Source organism: Streptomyces sp. NPDC031049, assembly GCF_055571015.1.
Genome location: NZ_JBVIGC010000011.1, coordinates 222,644 through 245,204, shown reverse-complemented (window position 1 = coordinate 245,204; position 22,561 = coordinate 222,644). Strand labels below are relative to the sequence as shown.

The following is a 22,561-nucleotide window of genomic DNA, read 5'->3' as shown; positions in this document are numbered from 1 at the left end:
GTAGGTCGCTCCTGCTGTTGCAGGGACTGGCGGCTGAGGCGGTCCGGCGAGGGTACGAGGTGCGGAAGGCCGGGTCGTCCTTCTACCCGCGCGAGGGCGGAGTGGACGTCGCTGTCGACGGCTTCGCGTATACCGTCACCGTTAGACAGGAGTTTCCGGAGTCCACAGATCCGGAGCATTCCGTTCGTCTTGTCGTGGAGCTGGCCCATGGCCTGACCGGTCGGCCCGGTCGCTGGCCGGATCGGAAGACCCGGACTCGAAGAGGCCCTGGGCTTGATCCTTCCCGTCGCGGAGCATCGCGAACAGCACGTTGATGCGTTGTCGGGCGAGCCGGAAGAGGGCCTGGGGGTGGGTCTTCCCGGGGGCCCGGCATTTGTCGTAGTAGGTGTGAGAGGCGGGATCGTGTAGGGCGGCGAATGCGGAGAGGAACGTCGCTCGTTCGAGCTGCCGGTTGCCGCGTCGGGGTGCGTGTTCGCCGTGGATCGAGGTTCCGGACGGTTTCGTGGTCGGGACGAATCGGCGTAGGAGGCCAGGTGGGCGGCGGTGGGGAAGCTGGTGCCGTCGCCGACGGTGATCAACATTGTGGCGGTGGTCCTGACGCCGACGCCGGGCAGCGACGTCAGGGACCTTCGGAAGAGGGTGGTCCTCCAGCGGGGCTGTGAGCTGGGCTTCGGTCGCCCGTCTTTGTCCGTGGACGGCGCCGAGCGAGCGGGCCAGCGAGGGGGTCACGATGTCCAGTGTGCTGGTTCCCGGAACGACGACGGTCTGCTCGTCGAGGGACTCGAAGATGTCGTCGGCCGGGCGGTCGGCCATCCGGGGCGCCCTGGGCCGGTTACCACGGCGAGCCTGAGCCGGCCGGCTTTGCGTAGCGCGGCCGGGGAGTCGTAACGTTCCAGCAGCCAGGTGACAGCCTGGTGATCCAGACGCAGGCCCAGGAGTCGCTCCAGGGACGGGTGAACCGGGTGAGCGGGCCGCCGATGCGGTTGCTGGTCCGGGTGGCCTCGCCCGCCAGGTCCTGATCGAAGCCGACCAGGACGGTCAGCTCGGCGGTGATCTCGTCGGTCAGCTCCAGCGAACGCAGGGTGTGCGGCATCGTGCGGGCCGCGTCGGCGATGACCGCGGCGTCCTTCTCGGCGGTCTTCGCCTCGCCGGGGTAGAGATCGGCGATCCGCCGCATGGCGAGTCCGGGCAGGTAGGCGACCTTGCAGCCCGCGTCGCGGGCAACGGTGAGGGGCAGGGTGCCGATCGAGGCGGGCTTGTCCACGATCACCAGGACGGTGCCGAACTCGGTCTTCAGCTTGGTGAAGACGTCCCGCAGCTTCGGTTCGGTGTTGGGCAGCTGCTTGTCGGAGACCTTCTTGCCGACCGGCGTGAGGTCGTGCCCTCGTGGGTGCTCTTGCCGATGTCCAGGCCGAGGAAGACACCTGTCTCATCGTTGTCGTTCACGCCGTCCTCCCGGACGCATGTCGTGTATGCCGGCCTGGGCGTTGGCGTCGTGCGCGCATCCACGTTATGCAGATCTGTTGCCCGCAACCGCCCGGGCGTTCCACCAGGCCAGGCGGTAGTCAGACCTCTCATCAGCGTCTCCAACGGCGCCACTCGCGCCCGGTGGCACCACCCCCCAGATCATCCACTTGACACGGGGGAACAGCCATGCCGGGCCCGGAGGCCAGCGGCCCTCTTGGAGGACCGCGAAAAGGAAGACGGGAGGCGATGGCGTAGTAGAGGTAGGAGTTGGTTTCCTGACCGGAGAGGTCGGGTTGGGTACCAGTGGTCTCTTCACTGCTTTGGGTAGTACAGCTCCAGAGCCTCGCCAAGCGGAGTGAGCGTCAAGTTCCCTCTCCCCGCGGCGGAAACGCGCACGCGTTCACCGGGCGAAAGGACGAGGAGCATCAAAGGGCTCGTCATATCTCGCCTGGAAAGCGTCGATGCCGCTTGTGACTTCGACGAGAGGAACTCGACCTCGATGATCTCCGCCTTTTCGCTCACCAAGACTTCCCAGATTTTAACAAGTGTGCCTTCGTCGCAGCTCGCTTCGCACCCCGTGTAGATCAGGGACTCGGACTCGCCAACGACGGCCAACGGTGCCCCGGCGAGCGCATTATCAACGGCGTGGCGATCTGTGATCTCCATGTCGACAATGCCGCCGCTGAGGTGGTCTGGGCTTTCCCAGACACCGTCCCCGTCTCGCACGGAGTAGTAGAGTTCTTCGCCCACGAGGCCGTCCCTCCTGCGGTGCAGCAAGAGGACGAAGCCGAGGTTACCGCTCTCCCAGACATCGGCGACGACAGGAGTGTCAGGGGGAATGGCCAGTTGGTTCGGCGCCGCGGCGGCGGTGGTCGGACGCCCCTGCTGGAGGGCGCATCTGGCGATGTCGGCCATGGATTCTCTCATGATGCCCTGTCTTTACCCTTCCTTGGATTTTCGCCATGTTCCGTCATAGGCGGGTTACTGGTGTGGCGCGCCGTGAAGGTGCGCCACACCAGCAAGTTCAGTGGGTGCGGGCCGGCCGACTCATGCGATGCGGAACGGCCGGCCCGCAAGGTGAGTTACCTGGCAGCCGTGCAGGAGTAGGACATGTCGGCTACATATCCGTTCCAGCCTGAGACGACGACCGCGCCGTAGGTCCAGATCCGGGTGCCTGGTTTGACCTGGATGTTGTAGTGGACGGCCCAGCCAATCTTGACGGGGTTCTTCCAGGTGGCCTTAGCCTGGAGCTTGCGCATCTTGCCTCGCTTGCCGGGAGGCACGCCCCACGTCTCCGCGTAGGTGGCGTTGTAGGCGAGATAGCGGTTGGCGAAGCCCATGACCTGGACGTTGATGTAGTAGCCCATGTAGCGGTAGCCGTTCTTCGCGATGCCACCGCCTCGTCGGCTGACGATGATGCGCATACCGTAGCCGTTCTTGATCCTGCGCTTGCCGCACTTCGGGCTCATGCCGTCGGTGTCGGTGGCATTGCAGGGATCGGCGTTGGAGTAGTCGTAGGCGTTGGCAGACCCGCCCGGCACTGGGTCGGGTTGCATGAAACGACCCCGAGACGGGTCGTAAAGGCGTACGCCCATCAGCGTGAGGCCGGTGAGGGTCTCCGTAGATCGCTGCTTCTCGCCGAGCCAGCCGTAGCGGGCCGCGGGTTGGCCGCTTCGAGGATTGCCGTACTCGTCGTTGTCCAGTACCACCGGAGCCTTCGTGGTGTCCAGCGGGAGTTGGAGCGTGACATCGCCGTGCAGGTCGGTGAGCTGCAGGGTGGTCTCACCGGTCTTGCCGGTGATCGCCACCAGTCCACCGCTGGCGGACTGGACGTTGCGGGTCACCGCTCCGGTGGACGTGTCCTCGACGATCCAGCGCGGGGTGTCGTCATCACTGTCGTAGTGGTTGACCTTGGATGCCGTCTGCGTCCAGGACGTGCCGCTGCCCTTCTCCACCTTCCACGACCGGAATCGCAGGTTGGCATCGAGTTGCCAGGTCTGGCGCTGGCCGTTCGATGTCTGCTGATGCGCCAGGTTGTTGGCGTAGTAGCCGATGGTGCCGTGGCCGGGAGCGGACGTCGCACGACCGAGTGCATCATAGGTCCAGCCGGAGCCGGCGATGCGGTCTGCGCTGTCGTAGGTCGTCGTCTGGGCGGTACTCCCCGTACTCGTGCAGTCCTGTCCGGGCGCCGCGACGGCGGTGGTCAGGGTGGTGCGATTGCTTCGCTTGTCGAATCCGTAGGTTCGCCGGGTGCAGAGTGTCCCGGCGGTGTCGTCGACTGAGGTGAGGCGGGCCGCAGCGTCGTAGGTGTACGACTGATCGGACCAACCGGCGTGAGTCGTCACCTGTCCGTTCACCGATTCCGTGACCCGGTCCGAGAAGACGACGATCCCGTCGCTGTCCCGGGTGTAGACGCGTGAGTCAGCCGAGCCCGTAGGGTCCTTCTCCTGGTTGAGGGTGTAGCCGCCGGGCAGGGTTTCGCGCGTGACGGATCCGTCGGCGTCGTAGGAAGTGCGGAACTCACCTGCGACGGAGTCCGTGACGGACGTCGCCAGACCGCGAGGTTCGGCCTTGTCGTCGTAGGTGAAGGTGGTGGTGGAGGGGACGGAGTCGGTTACCTTGACCGGACGGTCCAGCTTGTCGAATTCCACCTTGGTCACGCCGCCGTCGGCGTCGGTGTACGAAATCTGCCGTCCCAGCTTGTCGAAGGTGCGCGTGATCGTGCCACTGGTGGTGGAGACGGTCTTGACAGGGCGGCCGCTGTCCTGGCTGTACTCCGTCGTAATTTCGGGGAGCGCGGTGCCCAGTCCGCCGGTGACGGTGGACCGGGTCGGTCGGCCGGCGTCGTCATGGGCCGTGGTGGTGGTGCGTGTCACGCCGTTGGCCGTCTCCGTGACCTTCGCCGTGTTACCCCACCGGTCGTATTCCGTGGTGGCGGTGACGAGTTCCGTGGGGTTCGAGGCACCGCCGGTAACCGTGCCGGCCGGGCCGGTGGAGCAGAGGAGGTCGGCCCACTCCGGTCGGCCGGTGCATGCACCGCTTCCGCTTGCGGTCCAGTAGGTGGTCACTCGAGTCGCGGCGTCCGTTCCGGTCGCGCCCGGGGGTATCTCCTTGCGGATACGGCCCTTGTCGTCGTATTCCGTGGTCGTCGTCAGGGCCAGGGTGTCGGGGTCCTGAATGGACTTGACCGGTAGCCCGATCGCCCAGTCGTAGACGGTCTGTGTCACTCGCTTCTCGCCCTGCACCGAGGGGTGCTCACGTACCTGGACGCCGGTGGTGGTACGTGTGACCTGGTCCTCGACCGTGGCCGTGCCGTCCGTCGGGCGTCCTTCGTCGTAGGCGTTGACAGCCCATGACCGACCGATGACGGAGGTGCCGGCGGACACCAGCGTCGTGGTACCAGACTTGAGGTCGGCGGTCAGGTCGAGCCGGTGCAGAGGCCCGAACTCCTCCAGCTTGCGGGTGCCGTCGGTGTCGTAGACCCGCCGCGTGGACAGCAGCTCCGCGCGCTCGGCGCCGGCGAGCTGGGCGATGCCCAGCTCGGCCTGGGCAGATCTGTCGGCGGCGGTGAGGCCCAGTGCCAGGGAACGGTTGGCCGCCGTCAGTTCGCGGACCGTGTTGCCGAAGCGGTCGTGCTCGCTGGTGCTGACGTGGCCGCCCGGAGAGACCGAGTTGACCGCTCCACCGGACACGCCCAGGTACTGGATGGACGCCCGCGGGTATGCACCGGCGGTCAGGTCGCCTCCGGTATGCGAGGCGGGTACCGAGTCGGGCGGAAAGACGGCCGTGGCGTCGGTCGGGGCATCGTTCTGCCCCCATGCCCTCACATCGTTCGCCCCCAACTTGTAGGGGGCGTTGGCCCCGGTTAGCGGGACGTCGTAGACGATACTGGTCGCAGCCTCACCTTCGACCACGTCGGCTGTGCCCTGCTTGAGCGCGGGCCGCGATGCTTTGAGGAGCATTCCTTCCCCGGCTGCGCTGCTGATACCGGCCTTGCCATAGGTAAAGGTCCACGGCAGATCGCCAGGCGCGTCATACGTGATGACGCGGCCGGAGCTGTCGTAGTTGTACGAGGTCTTCAAAGCCGGCGAGATCTGCGGGTTCCACGTCTGCCGCAACCGACCGGTGTTGTCGTACGCGTATGCCTGCACCGCCTCGAACGTTGCGGCGGAGGCGCCAGGCGCGGTGGACCAGAAGCGGATCTCCTTGACCCTGCCCGTGTAATCCCCGAAGGAGTCGGGCGTGGCCGTCGTGGACGGTGCGTAGGTGAACTCCATCACCCGGCAGCCCTTGGTCGCCGGGGTGACGGCGCACGTGGCGGATTCGACGGCCGAGCTCTGAGCGACTATGCGCTTGGGTCGGGCCAGCTTGACCCCGTCAACGGTGACCGTGTCGGAGATCATCGTAGCGGTGGTGTCGCTTTTGCCGTCCAGCATGGTCGATGAGACGTTCCATACCGGCAGGGCGTCATCCAGCTTGCTGAACACGGTGACGGAACCATCGGTGTCACTGAGCGTGAAGTCGGCGGTCAGGCTGCCCTTGAGGGTGAGCGTCTGCGCGCCGGGCTCGGCGACCCAGCCGGTCTTACCGGCGTTCGCCGTGAAGTGCACCACATCGTCGTTGTTCGTCACCACGTCGACGGCGGTGTCGGAGACCTTGCGGACGTACGCGTAGTCCGATCCGGTGACCTCCGCGGAGACGCCTGCGGACCACTCCTTGCCGAAGATCGGGACCTGGCCATCCCTCTTCGCATCCGCATCGGGCTCACGCGAGGAAGACGTGCGTGAAACGGACAGACCGAAGTAGGACGCCTCCGACTCGGAGAGGGAGAAGTCACCCGTGAGCAGGTTCAGGACTCCCGGTCCCACCCGAGTGGGTGCCGCGCCCTGGGCATTCCGGTCGACAACGACTGTCAGCGGCTCGGTACTGCCCGAGGCACTGTTCGGGCCGGTGAAGTCCGCCTTGATCTCGACGCTGCCGTCCGGATCGACAGTGCTGGTGGCGTTCCAGACGAGCTGTGCATTCTTGCCGCCTACGAGCGTTACCGGCCATGAGGCCAGCGGCTGGCCACTCTGTGTTACGTCACCGACCGGAATCTTCACCCAAGGGTCCGCTTCCGAGCGGCGCCAGGAGAAGGAGACGCTGTTGTACTTGCCCGCGTCGGCCTCGGCGACCAGCGGCAGGCGGCGTGCGGTGCGCTCCCCGTCAGAGGGCTGGACGAAGCCGCCGGGTCCGACGTGGAAGGCGTACTCGATGGCTTCGGACTTGTTGTCCGCCTTGTCCACGGCCCGTACCTGCAGGGTGTGGGTTCCATCGTGTGGCGGGGTGATGGAAATGGCCTTGTCGGCGCTGGAGCCGCCGGTTGCCACCTTGGTCCAGGTCACGCCGTCCAGCGACCATTCCAGCCAGTTGTGGTCGGAGGCGGGCGGGGTGACGGTGAAGGTGCCAGTTTGGCCCGCACCCTTGGTCCACTTGCCCGCCGGGTAATCCGTGGACGTGATCCTGGCCGGGGCGGACGGGGCGCTGGTGTCGACGGTGAAGGTCTTCCAGGCCGACCAGCCGGTGTTGTAGTGGCTGCCGTCGTACGGGCTGGTGCGGAACTTGTACGTCTTGCCGTTGGTCAGGACACCGGCCGGGACGGTCACCGATGCGACCTGGCCCGAGGGCACGTACCTGGACACGATGACGTCGCCGACCTGGGTGTTGGTGGCGTTGTCGTAGATCTGGAAGGTGCCGTTGACCTTGTCGCCGTCGGCGTCGACGAACGTGTCCCGCAGCGTCGGGGTGGTGGTGTTGACCACGTGGGCGCCGCTGTAGGAGAAGTACGGTGGGCCTGCTTCCTGCTTGGTTCCGGTACGCGGCCGGTAGTTGTAGTTCACTACCAGTTTCGGCGGGTTGGAGGCGGCGTTGGCGGAGTTGACGCGCTTCCACTGGGCCACCACAGTCTCGCTGGAGGCTCGCAGGCCCATGTGGCCGCGGGTGGCCTTGGCGGACGCCCATTCCTGCACGAGCGTGGTCACATCAGCGGCGATCCAGCCGTCCGGCTGCGTCGAGCATCCCGGGTTGCCGCGGGTCTCGGAGGAGGTGGCCTTCTTTGCCGTCCACGTCGGCTGCGAGGTCCAGCGCGATGACGTGGAGGCAGCGCCCGTCGACCAGACTTCCCACGGGTACACCTTGCAGTCGGTGTTGCCCGAGTGGAAGTTCCACAGACTCAACTTGGCGTCCAGTACCAGTGAGTCCTGGAGCGGTGTGGTGTTCCAGGAGATGAACGACCGTGCAGTGCGGGGCGTGCCGTCGGCATTCTTCGTGCCCGGGTTGCCCAGGTCCAGCTCGGTGTCGGTGGACCAGTCGACGGTCTCGCCCTGCTGGACATAGGTGTCGAAGACGTTACTGAGTGCGGAGGTGGAGGGGTCGACGGTGACCGGGTACTTCGTGTCAGGGTCGGCGAGGAACTTCCCGTTCGGGGTGATCACCAGGTCGACACCGCCCCGGGTCTTGACGACCTTCATGGCGACCTTGGCCCGGCGGGTGTGCTCGCCGGACACTTTGTCGACCGTGGCGTCCCACATCACCGGAGCCGGCATCACGGCGCTCTTCTTGGACTTCTTGTCCGTGAAGAGAACGCTGCCGTCGGCCTGCTGGTTGACCTTCAGTTCCTTGGTCCGCAGCGGCAGAGTGTAGGTGTAGCCCTCGGCGGCTGGCCTCTCCTTGATCTCGACGAACTGCTCGAAGCCAGTGCGAGTCGCCTCAACTACGACGTCGGCACCGGGAACGGCGTTGACGTATTCAGCGCGCGTGCCGTTCAACTTCGGCGCGGGCAGCCCGCCCTTCCACTGCAAGGTGATCTGGTCGTCCCCCTCGCCGAGCGTGACAAGGTCGACGGCCTTGGCAGCCTGAGCGGCCTTGAGGGAGGCGGCAGGAGTGCCCGTTTTACCTGCCAGTTTCAGGCCGCGCGGGTGGGCCTTGGGCTCCACACCGCCGGCGTGGCTGACCAGGTCCAGGTCCACGTCACGCCATTGACGGGTCGTGCCGTCCTGGAAGCGGACCGGGCCGGCGGTCAGCTCGGTCGTGAGCGAACCGTCCTTGTTGGCCCACGTGGTGGAAGTCTCGGTGCGCTCCGACAGCGCCTCGACCCGCTTGCCCGACAAGCGTGCGGCAACACGGGCTGAGGATATGTCCGCCGCCTGGGTGGCGGCCGACCTATTCGGAGCGGACGGCACCTCAGAGCGCGGCCCGGCGGCGGCGCTCACGCCGTCGAGCAGGGTGACGGTCAAGGCCAGGGTGAGGCTGCCCGCCATGTAGCGCAGGCTCCCCCCGGACCAGGACCGTCCTCGCTCCTCCGGCGTGGGACTGTGAATCGTCATGATTCCTCGGTCTCTTCATCACATATGTGCACTGCCTGTGCAGTGCCCGGTGTGACCGTACTCAGAGACAAAAGAGGCTGAACTCCGGCAACCATCCGTAATGCGGGGCGCCTTCGCGGCCGAGAGTGAGGAGATCAACACCGACTCCTGACTCAAATCCGTAGGCGCCTACCCGCATTCGTATCTCTCATGCCTCTTGTGAGGTCACCCGGAGGAGAACGCCGCCGCGCCACGGTGTACGTTCACTCCGCACAGGGGAGGCAGGGGCGGCCGAGCCGCTCCGTGACGCCTGTTGAGGGCGTTTCAGCGAAGGGGAGGCTGCGTGCGGCAGCGTCGGATATGGGTGGGGGCGGCCACGGCGGTCGCCGGGCTGGGCGGGGTGATCTGCTTCCAGGGACTGACCGGTGCTTCGGACGAGGGCGCGGTGGGCGGCGAAGGTCCGGTGCCGGTCCGGGCCGAGTCGCGGACCGAGCCTCTGACGGTGGACGACGGGGGCCGATCCGCCTCTCTTCCGCGGCGTGGCACTGAGCCGTTCAGCATGCTGGGCGTCACGTGGACCGATCCGTCGGCGCGGGTGAGCGGCGCCGTCGAGGTGCGGACGCGCTCCACGCGGTCCGGGCAGTGGTCGGCGTGGCTGCGGCTCGACGGCGACAGCGGCCAGGGCGAGCGTGGGGCCTCGCGGGGCGGCACCGAGCCCGCGTGGGTCGGGCCGTCGGACGGCGTCGAGGTCCGGCTGCGCGCGGCGGACGGGGCGACGTCGCATCGGCTTCCGGCCGGTCTGCGGCTGGACATGATCGACCCCGGCAGCGGCAAGGCCACCGGTATGGAGCCGGCGGCGTTCGCCGTCGAGGAGACCGGTGGAGCGACCGGTGAGGAGACCGCGTCCCCGAGCCCGGCCGAGGTGCCGTCGGAGTCGGCCGAGGCTGCCACGCCGTCGGCGCCACCGGCCTCGCCGGAGACTCCCCCGGCCGGTGCCACACCCGAGGAGTCCGCTGACACCGGGTCTGCAACCCCGTCCGGGACACCGAGCGTTGCCCCGACGCCTTCGGCCCCCGAGCCCTCCGGGGCGTCGAGCCCGGGGCCGACGATGAGCGTCCCGCCGGCCCCGCCCTCCACCGTGCAGCAACCGCCGGTCACCTCCCGGGCCGGCTGGGGCGCGGACGAGTCGATCGCTCCGGAGGAGCCGGGATATCTCCCCGGCGGCAGGATCAAGGCCGTGGTCGTCCACCACACCGCCGAGTCGAACAGCTACACCTGCGAGCAGGCCCCGGCGGTCGTCCGCGGGATCTACGCCTACCACGTGAAGCAGCTGGGCTGGAAAGACATCGGCTACAACTTCCTCGTGGACAAGTGCGGCACCGTCTACGAGGGCCGCAAGGGCGGCATCGATCGCCCCGTCATGGGAGCGCACGCCTACGGCTTCAACTCCGAGACCACCGGCATCTCCGTGCTCGGTACCTACACCGACACCGCCCCGTCACCGGCCGCGATGGCCGCCGTGGCGCGGGTGGCCGCCTGGAAGCTCGGCCAGTACGGCGTGGATCCCGGGGGCACCGCCACGCTCACCGCAGGTGCGAGCGGCCGAAGTTACTCCGGCAAGACCTGGGCCAGTGGCGCCCAGCTGTCCTTCCCCGCCGTCCACGGCCACCGCGACGGCTACAACACCCAGTGCCCCGGCGACGCCTTCTACGGCCGGCTCGCCGCCGTCCGCTCCTGGGCCGCCGGTCCCGTCACCGGCCTGGCCATCAAGTCTGTCACCGGTGCCGGGCGGTCCGGAACGACCTACTACACCAGGGCCGGCATCACCGTGAGCTGGTCGGCGGGCACGCCCTCCTCGCTGGTCTCCCGCTACGAGCTGCTCGTCGACGGCAAGCCGGCCGCCACCACCGCGGGGACCGTCACCTCCGCCAAGGCCACCCTCGCCGTCGGCAGTCACAAGATCGCGGTGCGGGCCGTGCACCAGTCCGGCAAGACCTCCACGACATCGGCGGTGACCGTCGTCGCGGAGACCACCGCCCCGGGCTTCCCCACCAAGCCGAACCTCGCCCTGCGCACCGGCACGGTCAACACCACGGCCGTCCCGCTCACGCTGAAGTGGAAGGCCACCGACAGCGCCGCACTGAAGGAGGTACGCCTGACCGCACCGGTCGCCAAGACGTACGGCCCCACCACCTACAGCGCCTCCCACACCGCGAAGTCCGGCATGGCCACGGCATGGAAGATGACCGCCCACGACCAGGCCGGCAACACCGCGTCGGCCTCCGTCACCGGCACGCCCGTGATCCTCCAGGAGACCTCCGCCACCCGTTCCGGCACCTGGAGCACCAAGTCCTCCGCCAGCTACCTGGGCGGGAAGTCATACTCCAGCACGGCCAGGAACGCCAGCCTGACGTGGACCTTCACCGGCCGGTCAGCGGCCTGGGTGGTCTCCCGCGCCGCCGGATCCGGACAGGCCCATGTCTACGTCGACGGCGTCAAAGCCGCCACCGTCGACCTGAAGTCGGCCACCACCAAGTACCGCGACGCGATCTGGTCCAGGACCTGGAGCACCAGCGCCAAGCACACCGTCAAGATCGTCGTGGTCGGCACGAAGGGCCGCCCGACCGTCACCACCGACGGCCTCGTCTACCTCAAGTAACAAGCGAGGCAGGCCCCGCCCCCGTCGCCCTCGATCAGTGAGCTTCTTCAGCGTTGCCGCTCCAGCTTGAGGACAGCTTTGGCGATTGACGTCAAGCGGTTCGGACTGCACCGGGACCGGCGGAAGATCCGCCATGACTTCAGGCGGGCGACGCCGCGTTCGACCGGTGCCCGTGCCGCAACCAAGGCCCGGTTGAGGTCTTCTTAGTGGACTTCTTAGTGGAGGTGAGTTCCTCTAGGTGCCTGTGTCTGACGCTCGTGGTCAGCTAGAGGTTGTCCCGTATCTGCTGGCCAGGGGTGAGATGATCTTGCCGTGGCTGGTGTGATCACGGCGTCGGTGCCTTCGTGGATAGGTCCGTTCACCGGGCTGCGCCCGCGGCGATGTGATCTGCGAGGTCGTCCGCGCGGTCGACGCCTCCTGCGCCGGTGTCGATGTGGCGGCTGTGGTGACCAAGGTGTTTCGCCAGCGACCGCAGCGCAGGACGCTGGCGCAGGCTCTGCTGGAGGATCCGACGCTGCTGACGACGGGGTGGCCTGAGGGGCCTCGGCTCATCGAGCGTCTGGTGCGGGCTCTGCGCGAGCACGGGGCATGCGGGCTGGTACTGCCCTATTGCGCGGACTGCGGTCGGGAACGCCCCTTGAAGGCGCTGAGTGAGGAGGGACGCATCTGTGTCTCCTGCTGTAATCGCCGCCGAGTCCGTGCCAACCCTTGCGTGGTCTGCGGCAGCATCGACTTCGCCGACCGCGACCGCGAGGGGCACCCTCGCTGCCGCAAGCACCGGCCCGAAGCCGGGATCGATCCGGCAGCCGAGCTCGGCCGGATGCTGAGCGTACGGACCGGCCTCGCAAGGGAGGCGATCGCTGCGGTGGTGCGTTCGATCGCACCACACTCGGGCCGGCCAGCTGCCTCTGTTGTGGGCGGTGCAGGATGTGCCGGGACTGCTCAGCGGTGAGGGAGCGAAGGGGCCCCGAAAATCTCAGACCTCGCCCAGACACTTGTGGATCACGGTGCCCGCGGCGTCGGGGTGCCACTGTGCCCATTCTGCCGCGGCACTACAGACTTGCGCTCACGCCGTGAGGGGCTGCGCTGCTGCAGCTGGTGCTGGAACCAGGTCCGCACCGAGAGGTGTGCGCGATGTGAACGGCAACGGCCGGTCGGCGGACGCACCTTCGAGGGAAACCGCTCTGCGTGAGCTGCCGGCCAGGCCGATGTGTTCAACCAACGGCCTTGCAGCGGCTGCGGCGAGCTACGGGTGCGCAGTGTCCGCACCGCTGCCGGCGGTTTGTGCTCCGTCTGCCGGGAGGTGCCGACCGCGTCGTGTGCCACCTGTGGGGAGCACCGGCCATGCCGATACGTGTCCTCGCCCGCACCTCGATGCCTGTCGTGCTGCGCGAAAGCGCGGGAGCAGGCCGTGTGCGCGATGCGGGCAGCTGAGGCGCGTGAACAACCGGACTGCCGAAGGCCGCCCCGTCTGCAATGGATGCGGAGTCCAGCCAACCATGCGCCGGCTGCGGGAAGACCTTCGAACCCACGGGCCGGACCAGCGACGGGCGTCCGCTGCGCCTACCTGCTGGGCCAAGGATCCAGGCGCCCGCCGACCATGTCACCAGTGCGGAGTGCTGGAACGGCTCTGCTACCACGGTCTGTGCCCATCCTGCGCGCGCACGCGCAGCGTTGACGAGGTCCTTGCCGATAGCCAAGGACATGTCCGCTCTGGACTCGACGGGGTCCGGGTGGCGTTGTCGAAGCCGCCACCCCGTACTGTGCTGCGTTGGATCCACAAGATTCCCGCCCGCCGCGCGGCCTTCCGCACCCTGGCCGGCGCCACGGGGCCCGTCACCCACGAGGTCCTCGACCGCATCACCAGCGACGCGGTCGCCGCCCATCTGCGTGCGCTGCTCGTGACCGGCGGCGTACTGGCCGAACGTGATGAGCACCTCGGCCGCCTGGAGAAGTGGCTCATCCGTACGGTGGCGCGCATCCCCGACGCCCAGTGACGCCGGATCGTGCACCACTACGCCCGCTGGCAGCCGATCCGGCGACAGCGCCGTCTCCCGCACGGCAGTCACGTCACCCACGGCCAGGCCGACTCCGTACGCATGGAGATCCGCAGTGTCGTACGACTGCTGGAGCAACTGCACGGCGACAGCACTGGACTGGGCACCTGTACCCAAGACCAGATCGATGCCTGGCTCGCCGATGGAGCACCGCAGCACGCTCTGGTCCGAGGGTTCCTGCACTGGACGACCCGGCACGGCCTTCCCGGGTGCTGACAGCCCCGCTCTACACCAGTGACTTCGCCGCACAGGTGGTGGCCCAGGACCGGCGCTGGGCGATGGTACGCCGCCTGGTCCACGACACCGATCTGACGACGATCGACCGGGTCGCTGGCCTGCTGTTATTGCTGTTCGCACAGCCCACCTCGCGGATCTGCCGCCTCACCACCGAGCGCGTCATCGACAACGGCCGCGTGCTCCAGCTCCGTCTGGGGCAGCAGCCCGCGGACATGCCCGCACCGCTCGATGACCTCATCCGCGACCTCGTGCAACACTGGCATGGCCGTGCTCCCGTGATCGCCGGGCACGAATCCGTCTGGCTGTTTCCCAGAGCCTACGGCGGGCGGCCCCTGGAACCGCACAGTCTCGGACGCCGCCTCAAGCGTCTGGGTATCCGGCCACGTGTGTCCCGCAACGCCTCGCTCATGGACATCGCCTCCGAACTGCCCGCCCACGTCTTCAGCAGGCTGCTGGGCTTCAGCCAGTCCACGGCCGACAACTGGGACGCCGAGGCCAGAGGTTTCAGTTCGGCCTACGGCGCCGAAGTCTCCTCCCGCATCAGGGGCCAGTGATCACGGGCGGCTCAGGGTGTGGTGTTCACCCGGCTCAACGCCGGATGAGGCCGAGGTCGGTGGCTGCGGCGACGGCGGCGGTGCGGGAGTCGACGTCGAGTTTGGCGTAGATGCGGGCCAGGTGGGACTTGACGGTGCCTTCAGTCAGGTGGAGGCGTGCGCCGATGGCCTGATTGGACAGTCCGTCGGCGACCAGGGCGAGGACTTCGGTCTCGCGCCGGGTCAGGGTGGTGCCGGGGGTACGCAGGCGGTTCATCAGCCGGTCGGCGACGGTGGGTGCGAGTGTCGTGCGGCCGGCGGCTGCGGTACGTACGGCGGCAGCCAGGTCCTCCGGTGGGGCGTCCTTGAGGAGGTAGCCGGTGGCGCCGGCTTCGATGGTGGGCAGTGTGTCGGCGTCTGAGTCGTAAGTGGTGACGATCAGCACGCGAGGGGCTCCCGGGCGGGCGGTGATCCGGGCAGTTGCCTCGGCGCCGCCCATGCCCTTGCCGAACTGCAGGTCCATCAGGACGACGTCGATGTCGCCTTCGGCGGCGCGGGTGACGGCGTCCTCGGCGGTGGCGGCTTCGGCCATGACGACGAGGCCGGGCTCAGTTTCCAGCACGGCGCGCAGTCCGGCCCGTACGACAGGATGGTCGTCGGCCAAGAGCAGGCGGATAGGGGTGTCGTCGGTCACAGACGGGCCTCGGGCTCAGGGTCGGCTGGCGGGGTGAAGGGCAGCTGGACGGCCAGGGCGGTGCCGTGACCGGGGGCGGATTCGACGGTGAGGGTCCCGCCGAGGGCCTGGGTTCGGGCGCGCATGGCGGCCAGCCCGAAGCCGCCGGTCTCGGGGTCGGGGGTGGGCAGGCGGGTGGGGTCGAAGCCACGGCCGTCGTCGACGATGTCGAGGGCGACGTGGTCGCGGAGGTAGCTGAGGGTGACGTCGGCGGCGGTGGCTTCGGCGTGCTGGACGGTGTTGGCCAGGGCGGATTGGGCGATGCGCAGCAGCGCGACCTCGTGTGCGGTGGTGAGCGGGGTGGGGGTGCCGGTGAGGTGGAAGCGTGCGGTGATCCGGTGCCGGGCGGAAGTGGTGGTGCACAGGCGTTCCAGGGCGCCGGCCAGGGTCGTGCCTTCCAGGGTGGGCGGGGTGAGGGCGGCGACGAAGCGGCGGGCCTCGGCGAGGTTGTCGACGGCGGCCAGCCGTGCCTGGTCGACGTAGCGGGCTGCGTTCTGCGGTGCCTGGGGGAGTGCTCGTTCGGCGGCGCGCAGCAGCAGCTGGATGCTGGAGAGGCCCTGGGCGAGGGTGTCGTGGATCTCGCGGGCCAGGCGGTCGCGTTCGGCGAGCACGCCGGCGGTGTGCTGGGCTGCTGCCAGGTCGGCGCGGGTAGCGGTGAGTTCTTCGATCAGACGACGGCGGTGTTCGCTCTCCCGATACAGGGCCTGATATCCCCACACCACGGCGACGGCGACGGCGGCGCCGAGGGCGGGGCCGAGGGCCATGGCGGGGCTGAAGGAGTGCTGGTGGGCGGCGAAGCCCGCGATGGCCGCGGCGGCGGTGGCGGCCACGGCCACCAGTCCGGCGCGGCGGGACAGCAGGTGCAGCTGGAGGAAGTACAACGGGAAGGCCACCCACACGGCGTCGGGAGTGAAAGCCAGCAGCACCAGCCAGCAGACCCCCACGGCGGCCAGCCACAGCGCGGCCGCCCGCCGCGAGCGACGTACGCCAGGCAGCACGGGACCAGCCGCATACGCCAGGCCGCACGCTGCTGCCGTGACGACGATCCATCCAGCGTGGGGCGGCTCGCCGGTCACGGCCCGGCCAGCGGCCAGGGCGAGCAAGCCGATGACCAGCAGGTGCAGGCACCAGGCCAGGGCCCGGGTGGTCGGGGTCAGGGCAGGAGCGGCAGAGTTCACAGTGCGTCCCAGGTTACGAAAACCGACGCCGGAAGGGCCTCCATCAAAAGTTAGAACCCGCGTGCTGTCTTTCGGACCGCCGAATGCCGTCCTGCGCCAGACGCGCACGCAGGGGCCGGCGGAGAGGGTGGAGTCATACCGCGCATCCACCGCTGGAAAGGACAGGCCAGGGCCGTGTTTGTCGCCTGGAGAGACCTGAAGTTCGCCAAGTGGCGCTTCGCCCTGATGGGGACCGTCATCGTACTAATCACCCTGCTGGTCGGGCTGCTGTCCGGGCTGACGGCCGGACTGGGCCAGCAGAACATCTCGGCGATCACGTCCCTGCCCGCCGACAAGATCGCCTTCCAGGCTCCCAGCGGCGGGCAGAACCTGTCGTACTCCAACTCCACCGTCACCGAACAGCAGTGGAAAAAGTGGGCGAAGGCGCCGGGTGTCGAAAGCGCCGAGCCGCTGGGGATCACCACGACCAAAGCCACCGCGGGAGACAAGAGCACCGGTCTTTCGGCCTTCGGCGTCAAGCCCGGCTCCCGCCTCGCCCCGGACAGCGACAAGATCACCGGCAGCGCGGTGGTGCTGTCCACCGCAGCCGCCGACGACCTCGGCGTCAAAGCCGGGGACGCCCTGGCCCTGGCAGGCCGACAACTGAAGGTGGCCGCCGTTGCGGGCGATGCCCACTACAGTCACACCCCGGTGATCTGGACCAGTCTGGACACCTGGCAGAAGACCGCGCCGCCCACCAGCACTGACGACGGCCCGACCGCGACCGTCATCGCCCTGAGCACCACCTCCAAAGCCGATACGGCCGCCACTGACCGCCAGGTCGGCACCAAGACGGTCTCCACCGACGACTCGCTGTCCGCGATCGGCTCCTACACCTCCGAGAACGGCTCCCTGCAGCTGATGCGCGGCTTCCTCTTCGCGATCTCCGCCCTCGTCATCGGCGCCTTCTTCACGGTCTGGACCGTCCAGCGCAGCGGTGACGTCGCCGTCCTCAAAGCCCTGGGCGCCTCCACCGCCAGCCTGCTCAAGGACGCGCTCGGGCAGGCAGTTGTCCTGCTTGTCTTCGGCACCCTGATCGGCACCGGCGTCGCCGCCGCCCTGGGCGGACTCGTGGCCGACGCCGCCGTGCCGTTCCTCCTCACCCCCGCCACCGTCCTGATCCCAGCCGTCGTGATCATTCTCCTCGGCGCGCTCGGCGCCGCCCTGTCCATCCGCCGCATCACCTCCGTCGACCCGCTGACCGCCCTGGGGAGCGCCCGATGAGCCTGACCCTGACCGACATCACCCTCACCTACCCTGACGGCGACACCCGCCTGACCGCGCTCGACCAGGTCAGCCTGGAGGTCCCCCAGGGCAGCCTGACCGCCGTGGTGGGCCCGTCCGGCTCCGGCAAGTCCAGCCTCCTCGCGGTCGCCGCTACTCTGATCACCCCCGACGCCGGCACCGTCACCATCGACGGCCAGAGCACCGCCGGCCTCAACCGCGGCGAACTGACCGAACTGCGCCGCCACAAGATCGGCGTCGTCTTCCAGCAGCCCAACCTGCTGCCCTCGCTCACCGCCGCCGAACAACTCCAGGTCATGGCCCAGATCGACGGCCGCAAACCCCGCACCGCACGCGACCGCGCGATGGAACTCCTCCACGCCGTCGGCCTCGCCAACCAAGCCGACCGCCGCCCCAACCAGCTCTCCGGCGGCCAGCGCCAGCGCATCAACATCGCCCGCGCCCTGATGAACGACCCCACCGTCCTCCTGGTCGACGAACCCACCAGCGCCCTCGACCACGAACGCGGCGCCGCCGTCCTCGGTCTCATCACCCGCCTCACCCACCAACAGGCCACCGCCACCATCCTGGTCACCCACGACCGCACCCACCTCACCGCCGTCGACCAGATCACCGAAGTCCACGACGGACGCCTGCGCCTCCCGGCCACGAACCGGTAAGCGATCGGCTTGCACGATTTGCAGGGCTAAACGAGCTCCGCGTACGAGGACCATTCCGCAGGTTCTGATAGCCGGGCTTACCAACAACGGCCATGATGGGGCCTCCTTGTAGAGGTAGAAAGTGGTGGTGGTGTGTATGGGGGGCGCCCTGATCAGGGCGTCTGGTGCCGGGGCGGTGCGGGCGGTGTGGTGCCCACGGCCGGGCGCGGGCGGGTGCGCAGCACGGGGTGCAGTGCGGGGGCAGGACGGCGACGGTCGCCCCGAGGCCCTCGGCTGCCTCTTCGACTTCGCGGGTGAGGAACTCGATCTGCCGGCCCCAGCGCTGAGAGGCGGGCGGCGATCTGGCGGCCCTGCACGGTCTCCAGGGCGCTGGTGAACTGGCTGCTCGTCTCCGGAAGTTCCTGCAGGCGGACCATCGGACCGGCGGCGCCGTCGGCGGGGGACTGCACCGCCCACGGCTCGCCCGGCGGAGGAGCAGCGGGTTGTGCAAGGTGGGCGGTGATACTGCTCCAGGATCGCCGCGGTGGTGGCGGCCGGCGTGGTCATCGGGCCGCCATCCGGTGCTGGAGGGCCGCGGTCCGTACGAGCCGGATCGTGGTCTCCTCGGCGCGCGGGTCGACGCCCAGGGCCCGGACGTGGGCTATGTCAACGTGCAAAAAAACCGTGAAGGACGGGGTCGGTAAGCGTGCCACCAGATGACCTGATGAGGAATCTTACTCTGTCGACATAAGCCCTTCGATCTGTTCAGGCGATCGACTTCGCTCTCTTGACGCTAATCCATGCAGGGCGTCTGGCAGCCAACTCTAGCGAAGCGTGAGCGCAATATAGGCCACGATCGCCGGTTAGCCAAACCGGTGATCGTGGCGACCATTGCATCCATGCCTACTCCACCGAGGCCTGCTTCCTCGCCCCTGCCCGCTCCTGCGAACGCCGTGAGCGCCGCGTTCCTCAACGTCAAGGATGCTGCCGAGTATCTCGGCCTATCAGTCCGCACACTCTATGTCCGGCGGCACCGGCGGCAAGGGCCACCCGGCTTCCGTATGGGGCCTCGCGGACGCGTCATGTACCGACGGGAAGCACTCGATGCCTGGGTCCGTGAGCAGGAGCAGGCCGACTCCCGCTCCAACCCAGCCTTGAGCCCCTTGTTCCCGACTCCGCGGCACCGTTCTGAACGCAGCTCCAGCGCCTGATGCATCGCGTGTTGTAGGACGCTGTTACCTCTTTCACGATTAAGGAGAGTCCCCTGCCCGGCTACATAGAAGACCGTTGGATCAATAAGAAGGATCCGCTCACCGGGAAGAGAGAAAGGACCGCTCGCTACGGGAAGGGCAAGCGATACAAGGTCGCCGGCATTCCCGGGATCCGGGATCGTTCCTTCGAGGCCTTGGAGGACGACAAGGCGTGGCTTCGACGGTCGGCCACGGATGAGGAGCGCGGAGAGTTCGTGGACCCGCCTGACGGATCCATCACGCTGGCCGATACATCACGAAGCATTGGGTCCCGGGCAGGGGAGGCGCTCCGAAGACCCAGCAGAACCAGGAGCGGAAAGCACGGCTTCACATCGTCCGCATCTGGGTGACCTCCCGCTCAGGAGTATCACAGCGGCGCAGCTGCGTGCCTGTACCGCGAAGTTGGAGGAGGCCACGGTCTCTTCGGTCGACTACCGGCGTGGCATTCTGTCAGAGCTGTCGAGCATCCTGGAGGCGGCCGTCGACGATAAGCGTCTCGCCAGGAACCCGATGCACGCGAAGTACGTACGCTGCCCAAGGCACCGAAAGAACGTCGAGAGGCGTGGTTGCTCGAGACGGCGCTGCGAGTGCGTGACGTGATCAGCGCACGAAACCGCATAGCCGTCGTGCTCGGTCTCGGGTGCGGGCTTCGCCAGGGCGAAGTGTTCGGGTTGAGCCCGGTGGAAATCGACTATGCGCGGGGCGTGCTTCACGTCCGCCGCCAGGTTCAGGCCATCAACGGGAAGCTGTACTTCACCCTGCCGAAGGGCGCGACGACGCGCACCGTCGACATGTCCGCGTCGGTGGCCGAGGAGCTGAAGCGCCATGTCGAGCTGTTCGTGGAGGTGGAGCTCCCGTGGGGGAGTCCGGGGCCGGACAGACCGAAAAGGAAGTTCTCCCTCGTGCTCACCACGCGGTTCAGCAGCGCCGTCGCCGTGAACACGTGGAACACCTACACGTGGAAGCCCGCGCTCGCCAAGGCCGGGATCATTTCACCGCGGGCCGAGGGCGCGAAGCAGTGGCAGTGGGAGGCGGCGCCGAAGGACGGCTCCCACGTGCTGCCTCACACCTATGCCTCGATCATGCTGGAGGCGGGGGAATCGGTCGTGACGTCGGCGCGTTGGCTCGGGCACTCCTCGCCGGCCATCACGCTCGGTTACTACGCTCACTTCATGCCGGAGGCCGGGAGCAAGGGGCGCATGGTGCTCGACGGACTGCTCGGGGAGCGGGGGAATCAGCGCGCCAGCGGAAACTCCCCAGATTCTGCCCAGAGGTGATCGTGGCAGTTCGCCCCGAGCATGGGGATCCTGGGAACGTCATGGATTACAAGGTCATGAGATCGCGTAACCTGGGGAAATGCTGACCGAGGTCACCGCCACCCGCTACATCACCCCCCTGCGTGAGGGCGGTTCGCTGCCGGGGCTGGTCGAGGCCGACGACCTCGGGACCTACGTCCTGAAGTTCACCGGCGCCGGGCAGGGACGCAAGACCCTCGTCGCCGAGGTCGTCTGCGGCGAACTCGCCCGCCGACTCGGCTTCCGGATGCCGCACCTGGTCACCGTCGACCTCGATCCGGTCCTGGGGCTCGGTGAACCCGACCCCCAGGTGCAGGACCTCCTCAAGTCCAGCGCCGGCGCCAACCTGGGCATGGAGTTCCTCTCCGGGGCGCTCGGCTTCGACCCGCTGGCCTTCGAGGTGAGCCCCGAGGAGGCGGGGCGGATCCTCTGGTTCGACGCGCTGGTGAACAACGTCGACCGGTCCTGGCGCAACCCCAACCTGCTGCGGTGGCGCGGCGAGATCTGGCTCATCGACCACGGCGCCACCATGATCTGGCACCACAACTGGCCCGGCGCCGAGGCCTCCGCCGCCCGCCCCTACGACGCCTCCGACCACGCGCTGCTGCCCTTCGGGCCGGACGTGCGCGCCGCCGCCGCGGCCCTGGCCCCGCTGGTCACCGAGGAACTCCTCGCCGAGGTCACCGCCGAGATCCCCGACGCCTGGCTGGCCGACGAGCCCGGTTTCCTGGCCCCGGACGACCTGCGGCGCGCCTACGCCCGTCCACTGCTGGCCCGCGCCGCCGGCATCCACGACCGCATCGAGGGGCTGAAGTGACCGACCCGCGACCGCTGTCCGGGACCGACCCGGCCGACCGGCACGTCTTCGAGTACGCGCTGCTGCGTGTCGTGCCCCGCGTCGAGCGCGGCGAGTGCGTCAACGCCGGTGTGCTCGTCTACTGCCGCGCCAAGTCCTTCGTCGCCGCGCGCACCCACCTCGACGAGGCACGGCTGCTGGCCCTGGACCCGCACGTGGACCTCCCCGGCGTGCGCGCCGCCCTGCGTGCCGTCGAGGGGGTGTGCGCCGGCGGAGAGTCCGCGGGCCAGGCGGCCCAGGACGACCCCGGCCGCCGCTTCCGCTGGCTGATCGCGCCCCGCTCCACGATCGTCCAGCCCGGCCCGGTGCACACCGGCCTCACCGCCGACCCGGTCGCCGAGACCGAACGGCTGCTGGAGGTGCTGGTCCGCTAGCCCCTCCTCGGTCAGGACCGGCGCCGGCGGCGCACCGCGTACCCGGCGGCGAAGGCGGCGCCCGTGACGAAGGTCAGCCCGAGGCCGACGTCCCAGCCGCTGGGGCCGGCGTCCGACGCCCCGCCGAGCCCGCCGCGGACACCGCGGGTCGGGGAGGTGACCGGCGCGGGCGTGACGGGGGCGGCCGGAGCGGTGGTCGGACCCGGACCCACCGGGGCCGTCGTCGGATTCACCGGGGCGATCGGGGGGTTCGCCGGACTCGCCGGGGGGTCCACCGGGCTGGCCGGCGGGTTCGCGGGAGGGCTCGCTTCGGGCCGCGGGCGGCTCGTCGCGGAGATGGTGCCGTCGGTGCCGCCCCCCGGCGACGACCCGTCCTGGGCGGTCGCGGCACCGGCCGCCGGCGCCGTGGCGGCGACGGCGATCAGCAGACCCGCGGCAGTCGTACGAGGGCGCATGGACGCCTCCTTTCCGGCCCCGAGAGGTTCGCGGCTCGACGCTATGGGCCGGATGGCCGAGGGGCGCGTCACCTTGGGCCGAACGGGGGAGGCACACCGAGGCACGAGCGCGCCGGACCAGGTAATGGATCACACCCGCACGGTGTCCCGTTGACACCGGGTGCCAGGGCTTCTAGCGTCACGTTCTGCTGAAGGTACTAAG

15 protein-coding genes and 3 pseudogenes are annotated in these 22,561 nt (G+C 68.6%); 10 read left to right on the top strand and 8 right to left on the bottom strand.

The window, feature by feature from the left end; genetic code table 11:
* Positions 1-282: 282 nt before the first annotated feature.
* The 3 genes and pseudogenes from ACZ45Q_RS20505 to ACZ45Q_RS20495 all read right to left on the bottom strand — a co-directional run.
* A pseudogene (locus ACZ45Q_RS20505) lies at positions 283-1,446 on the bottom strand (IS110 family RNA-guided transposase); the annotation flags it as partial.
* Between the two features lie 333 nt (positions 1,447-1,779).
* The gene (locus ACZ45Q_RS20500; protein ID WP_468263130.1) at positions 1,780-2,382 is read right to left on the bottom strand and encodes a hypothetical protein; all 603 of its coding nucleotides are present in this window, start codon (positions 2,380-2,382) and stop codon (positions 1,780-1,782) included.
* Positions 2,383-2,549: 167 nt separating this feature from the next.
* Positions 2,550-8,765 carry an RHS repeat-associated core domain-containing protein gene (locus ACZ45Q_RS20495; RefSeq protein ID WP_468263127.1) on the bottom strand — a complete coding sequence of 2,072 codons (6,216 nt, stop codon included), beginning with the start codon at positions 8,763-8,765 and terminating at the stop codon, positions 2,550-2,552.
* Between the two features lie 604 nt (positions 8,766-9,369).
* Here ACZ45Q_RS20495 and ACZ45Q_RS20490 point away from each other — a divergent pair.
* Entirely contained in the window at positions 9,370-11,469 is a 2,100-nt protein-coding gene (locus tag ACZ45Q_RS20490) for an N-acetylmuramoyl-L-alanine amidase (protein WP_468263124.1), read from the top strand.
* A 47-nt stretch (positions 11,470-11,516) separates the two neighbouring features.
* Here the strand turns inward: ACZ45Q_RS20490 and ACZ45Q_RS20485 are convergent.
* A pseudogene (locus tag ACZ45Q_RS20485) lies at positions 11,517-11,666 on the bottom strand (IS5/IS1182 family transposase); the annotation flags it as partial.
* Positions 11,667-13,232: 1,566 nt separating this feature from the next.
* Here ACZ45Q_RS20485 and ACZ45Q_RS20480 point away from each other — a divergent pair.
* From ACZ45Q_RS20480 to ACZ45Q_RS20470, 3 genes are read left to right on the top strand one after another with little or no spacing between them, the layout of a single operon-like run.
* Positions 13,233-13,466 carry a hypothetical protein gene (locus tag ACZ45Q_RS20480; RefSeq protein WP_468263121.1) on the top strand — a complete coding sequence of 78 codons (234 nt, stop codon included), beginning with the start codon at positions 13,233-13,235 and terminating at the stop codon, positions 13,464-13,466.
* Positions 13,467-13,475: 9 nt separating this feature from the next.
* The gene (locus tag ACZ45Q_RS20475) at positions 13,476-13,742 is read left to right on the top strand and encodes a hypothetical protein (protein WP_468263118.1); all 267 of its coding nucleotides are present in this window, start codon (positions 13,476-13,478) and stop codon (positions 13,740-13,742) included.
* Positions 13,736-14,317: a hypothetical protein gene (locus ACZ45Q_RS20470; protein WP_468263115.1), complete on the top strand. Its 582-nt coding sequence runs from the start codon at positions 13,736-13,738 to the stop codon at positions 14,315-14,317. The genes ACZ45Q_RS20475 and ACZ45Q_RS20470 overlap by 7 nt, the downstream gene beginning before the upstream one ends.
* A gap of 34 nt (positions 14,318-14,351) precedes the next feature.
* On the opposite strand, the gene ACZ45Q_RS20465 is transcribed toward ACZ45Q_RS20470, so the two are convergent.
* A complete protein-coding gene (locus ACZ45Q_RS20465) occupies positions 14,352-14,990 on the bottom strand; it encodes a response regulator (protein ID WP_468263112.1) in 639 nt (212 codons plus the stop codon).
* Entirely contained in the window at positions 14,987-16,207 is a 1,221-nt protein-coding gene (locus ACZ45Q_RS20460; protein ID WP_468263109.1) for a sensor histidine kinase, read from the bottom strand. Before ACZ45Q_RS20460 ends, ACZ45Q_RS20465 begins: the two co-directional genes overlap by 4 nt.
* A 174-nt stretch (positions 16,208-16,381) precedes the next feature.
* Here ACZ45Q_RS20460 and ACZ45Q_RS20455 point away from each other — a divergent pair, with 174 nt between their 5' ends.
* Together ACZ45Q_RS20455 and ACZ45Q_RS20450 are read left to right on the top strand one after the other, a co-directional pair.
* Entirely contained in the window at positions 16,382-17,470 is a 1,089-nt protein-coding gene (locus tag ACZ45Q_RS20455) for an ABC transporter permease (protein ID WP_468263105.1), read from the top strand.
* Complete coding sequence (locus tag ACZ45Q_RS20450) at positions 17,467-18,150, top strand: ABC transporter ATP-binding protein (protein ID WP_468263102.1); 684 nt, start codon at positions 17,467-17,469, stop codon at positions 18,148-18,150. The genes ACZ45Q_RS20455 and ACZ45Q_RS20450 overlap by 4 nt, the downstream gene beginning before the upstream one ends.
* A 152-nt stretch (positions 18,151-18,302) precedes the next feature.
* Here ACZ45Q_RS20450 and ACZ45Q_RS20445 read toward each other — a convergent pair.
* A pseudogene (locus ACZ45Q_RS20445) lies at positions 18,303-18,575 on the bottom strand (hypothetical protein); the annotation flags it as partial.
* 354 nt (positions 18,576-18,929) lie between these two features.
* On the opposite strand from ACZ45Q_RS20445, the gene ACZ45Q_RS20440 reads away from it, so the two are divergent.
* From ACZ45Q_RS20440 to ACZ45Q_RS20425, 4 genes are all read left to right on the top strand, one after another.
* Positions 18,930-19,340 carry a helix-turn-helix transcriptional regulator gene (locus ACZ45Q_RS20440; RefSeq protein WP_468263100.1) on the top strand — a complete coding sequence of 137 codons (411 nt, stop codon included), beginning with the start codon at positions 18,930-18,932 and terminating at the stop codon, positions 19,338-19,340.
* Between the two features lie 626 nt (positions 19,341-19,966).
* Positions 19,967-20,656: a site-specific integrase gene (locus ACZ45Q_RS20435; RefSeq protein WP_468263097.1), complete on the top strand. Its 690-nt coding sequence runs from the start codon at positions 19,967-19,969 to the stop codon at positions 20,654-20,656.
* Between the two features lie 79 nt (positions 20,657-20,735).
* A complete protein-coding gene (locus ACZ45Q_RS20430) occupies positions 20,736-21,491 on the top strand; it encodes a HipA family kinase (RefSeq protein ID WP_468263093.1) in 756 nt (251 codons plus the stop codon).
* Complete coding sequence (locus ACZ45Q_RS20425) at positions 21,488-21,904, top strand: DUF3037 domain-containing protein (protein WP_468263090.1); 417 nt, start codon at positions 21,488-21,490, stop codon at positions 21,902-21,904. Before ACZ45Q_RS20430 ends, ACZ45Q_RS20425 begins: the two co-directional genes overlap by 4 nt.
* A gap of 11 nt (positions 21,905-21,915) precedes the next feature.
* Here ACZ45Q_RS20425 and ACZ45Q_RS20420 read toward each other — a convergent pair whose 3' ends face one another.
* Positions 21,916-22,359 carry an excalibur calcium-binding protein gene (locus ACZ45Q_RS20420; protein WP_468263088.1) on the bottom strand — a complete coding sequence of 148 codons (444 nt, stop codon included), beginning with the start codon at positions 22,357-22,359 and terminating at the stop codon, positions 21,916-21,918.
* Positions 22,360-22,561 lie beyond the last annotated feature (202 nt).

Excerpts from the sequence above, each read along its gene's own strand:
- ACZ45Q_RS20500 (WP_468263130.1), bottom strand. The coding sequence starts at position 2,382 with ATGGCCGACATCGCCAGATGCGCCCTCCAGCAGGGGCGTCCGACCACC.
- ACZ45Q_RS20495 (WP_468263127.1), bottom strand. The coding sequence starts at position 8,765 with ATGGCGGGCAGCCTCACCCTGGCCTTGACCGTCACCCTGCTCGACGGC.
- ACZ45Q_RS20490 (WP_468263124.1), top strand. The coding sequence starts at position 9,370 with ATGCTGGGCGTCACGTGGACCGATCCGTCGGCGCGGGTGAGCGGCGCC.
- ACZ45Q_RS20450 (WP_468263102.1), top strand. The coding sequence starts at position 17,467 with ATGAGCCTGACCCTGACCGACATCACCCTCACCTACCCTGACGGCGAC.
- ACZ45Q_RS20440 (WP_468263100.1), top strand. The coding sequence starts at position 18,930 with ATGCAGGGCGTCTGGCAGCCAACTCTAGCGAAGCGTGAGCGCAATATA.
- ACZ45Q_RS20430 (WP_468263093.1), top strand. The coding sequence starts at position 20,736 with ATGCTGACCGAGGTCACCGCCACCCGCTACATCACCCCCCTGCGTGAG.
- ACZ45Q_RS20420 (WP_468263088.1), bottom strand. The coding sequence starts at position 22,359 with ATGCGCCCTCGTACGACTGCCGCGGGTCTGCTGATCGCCGTCGCCGCC.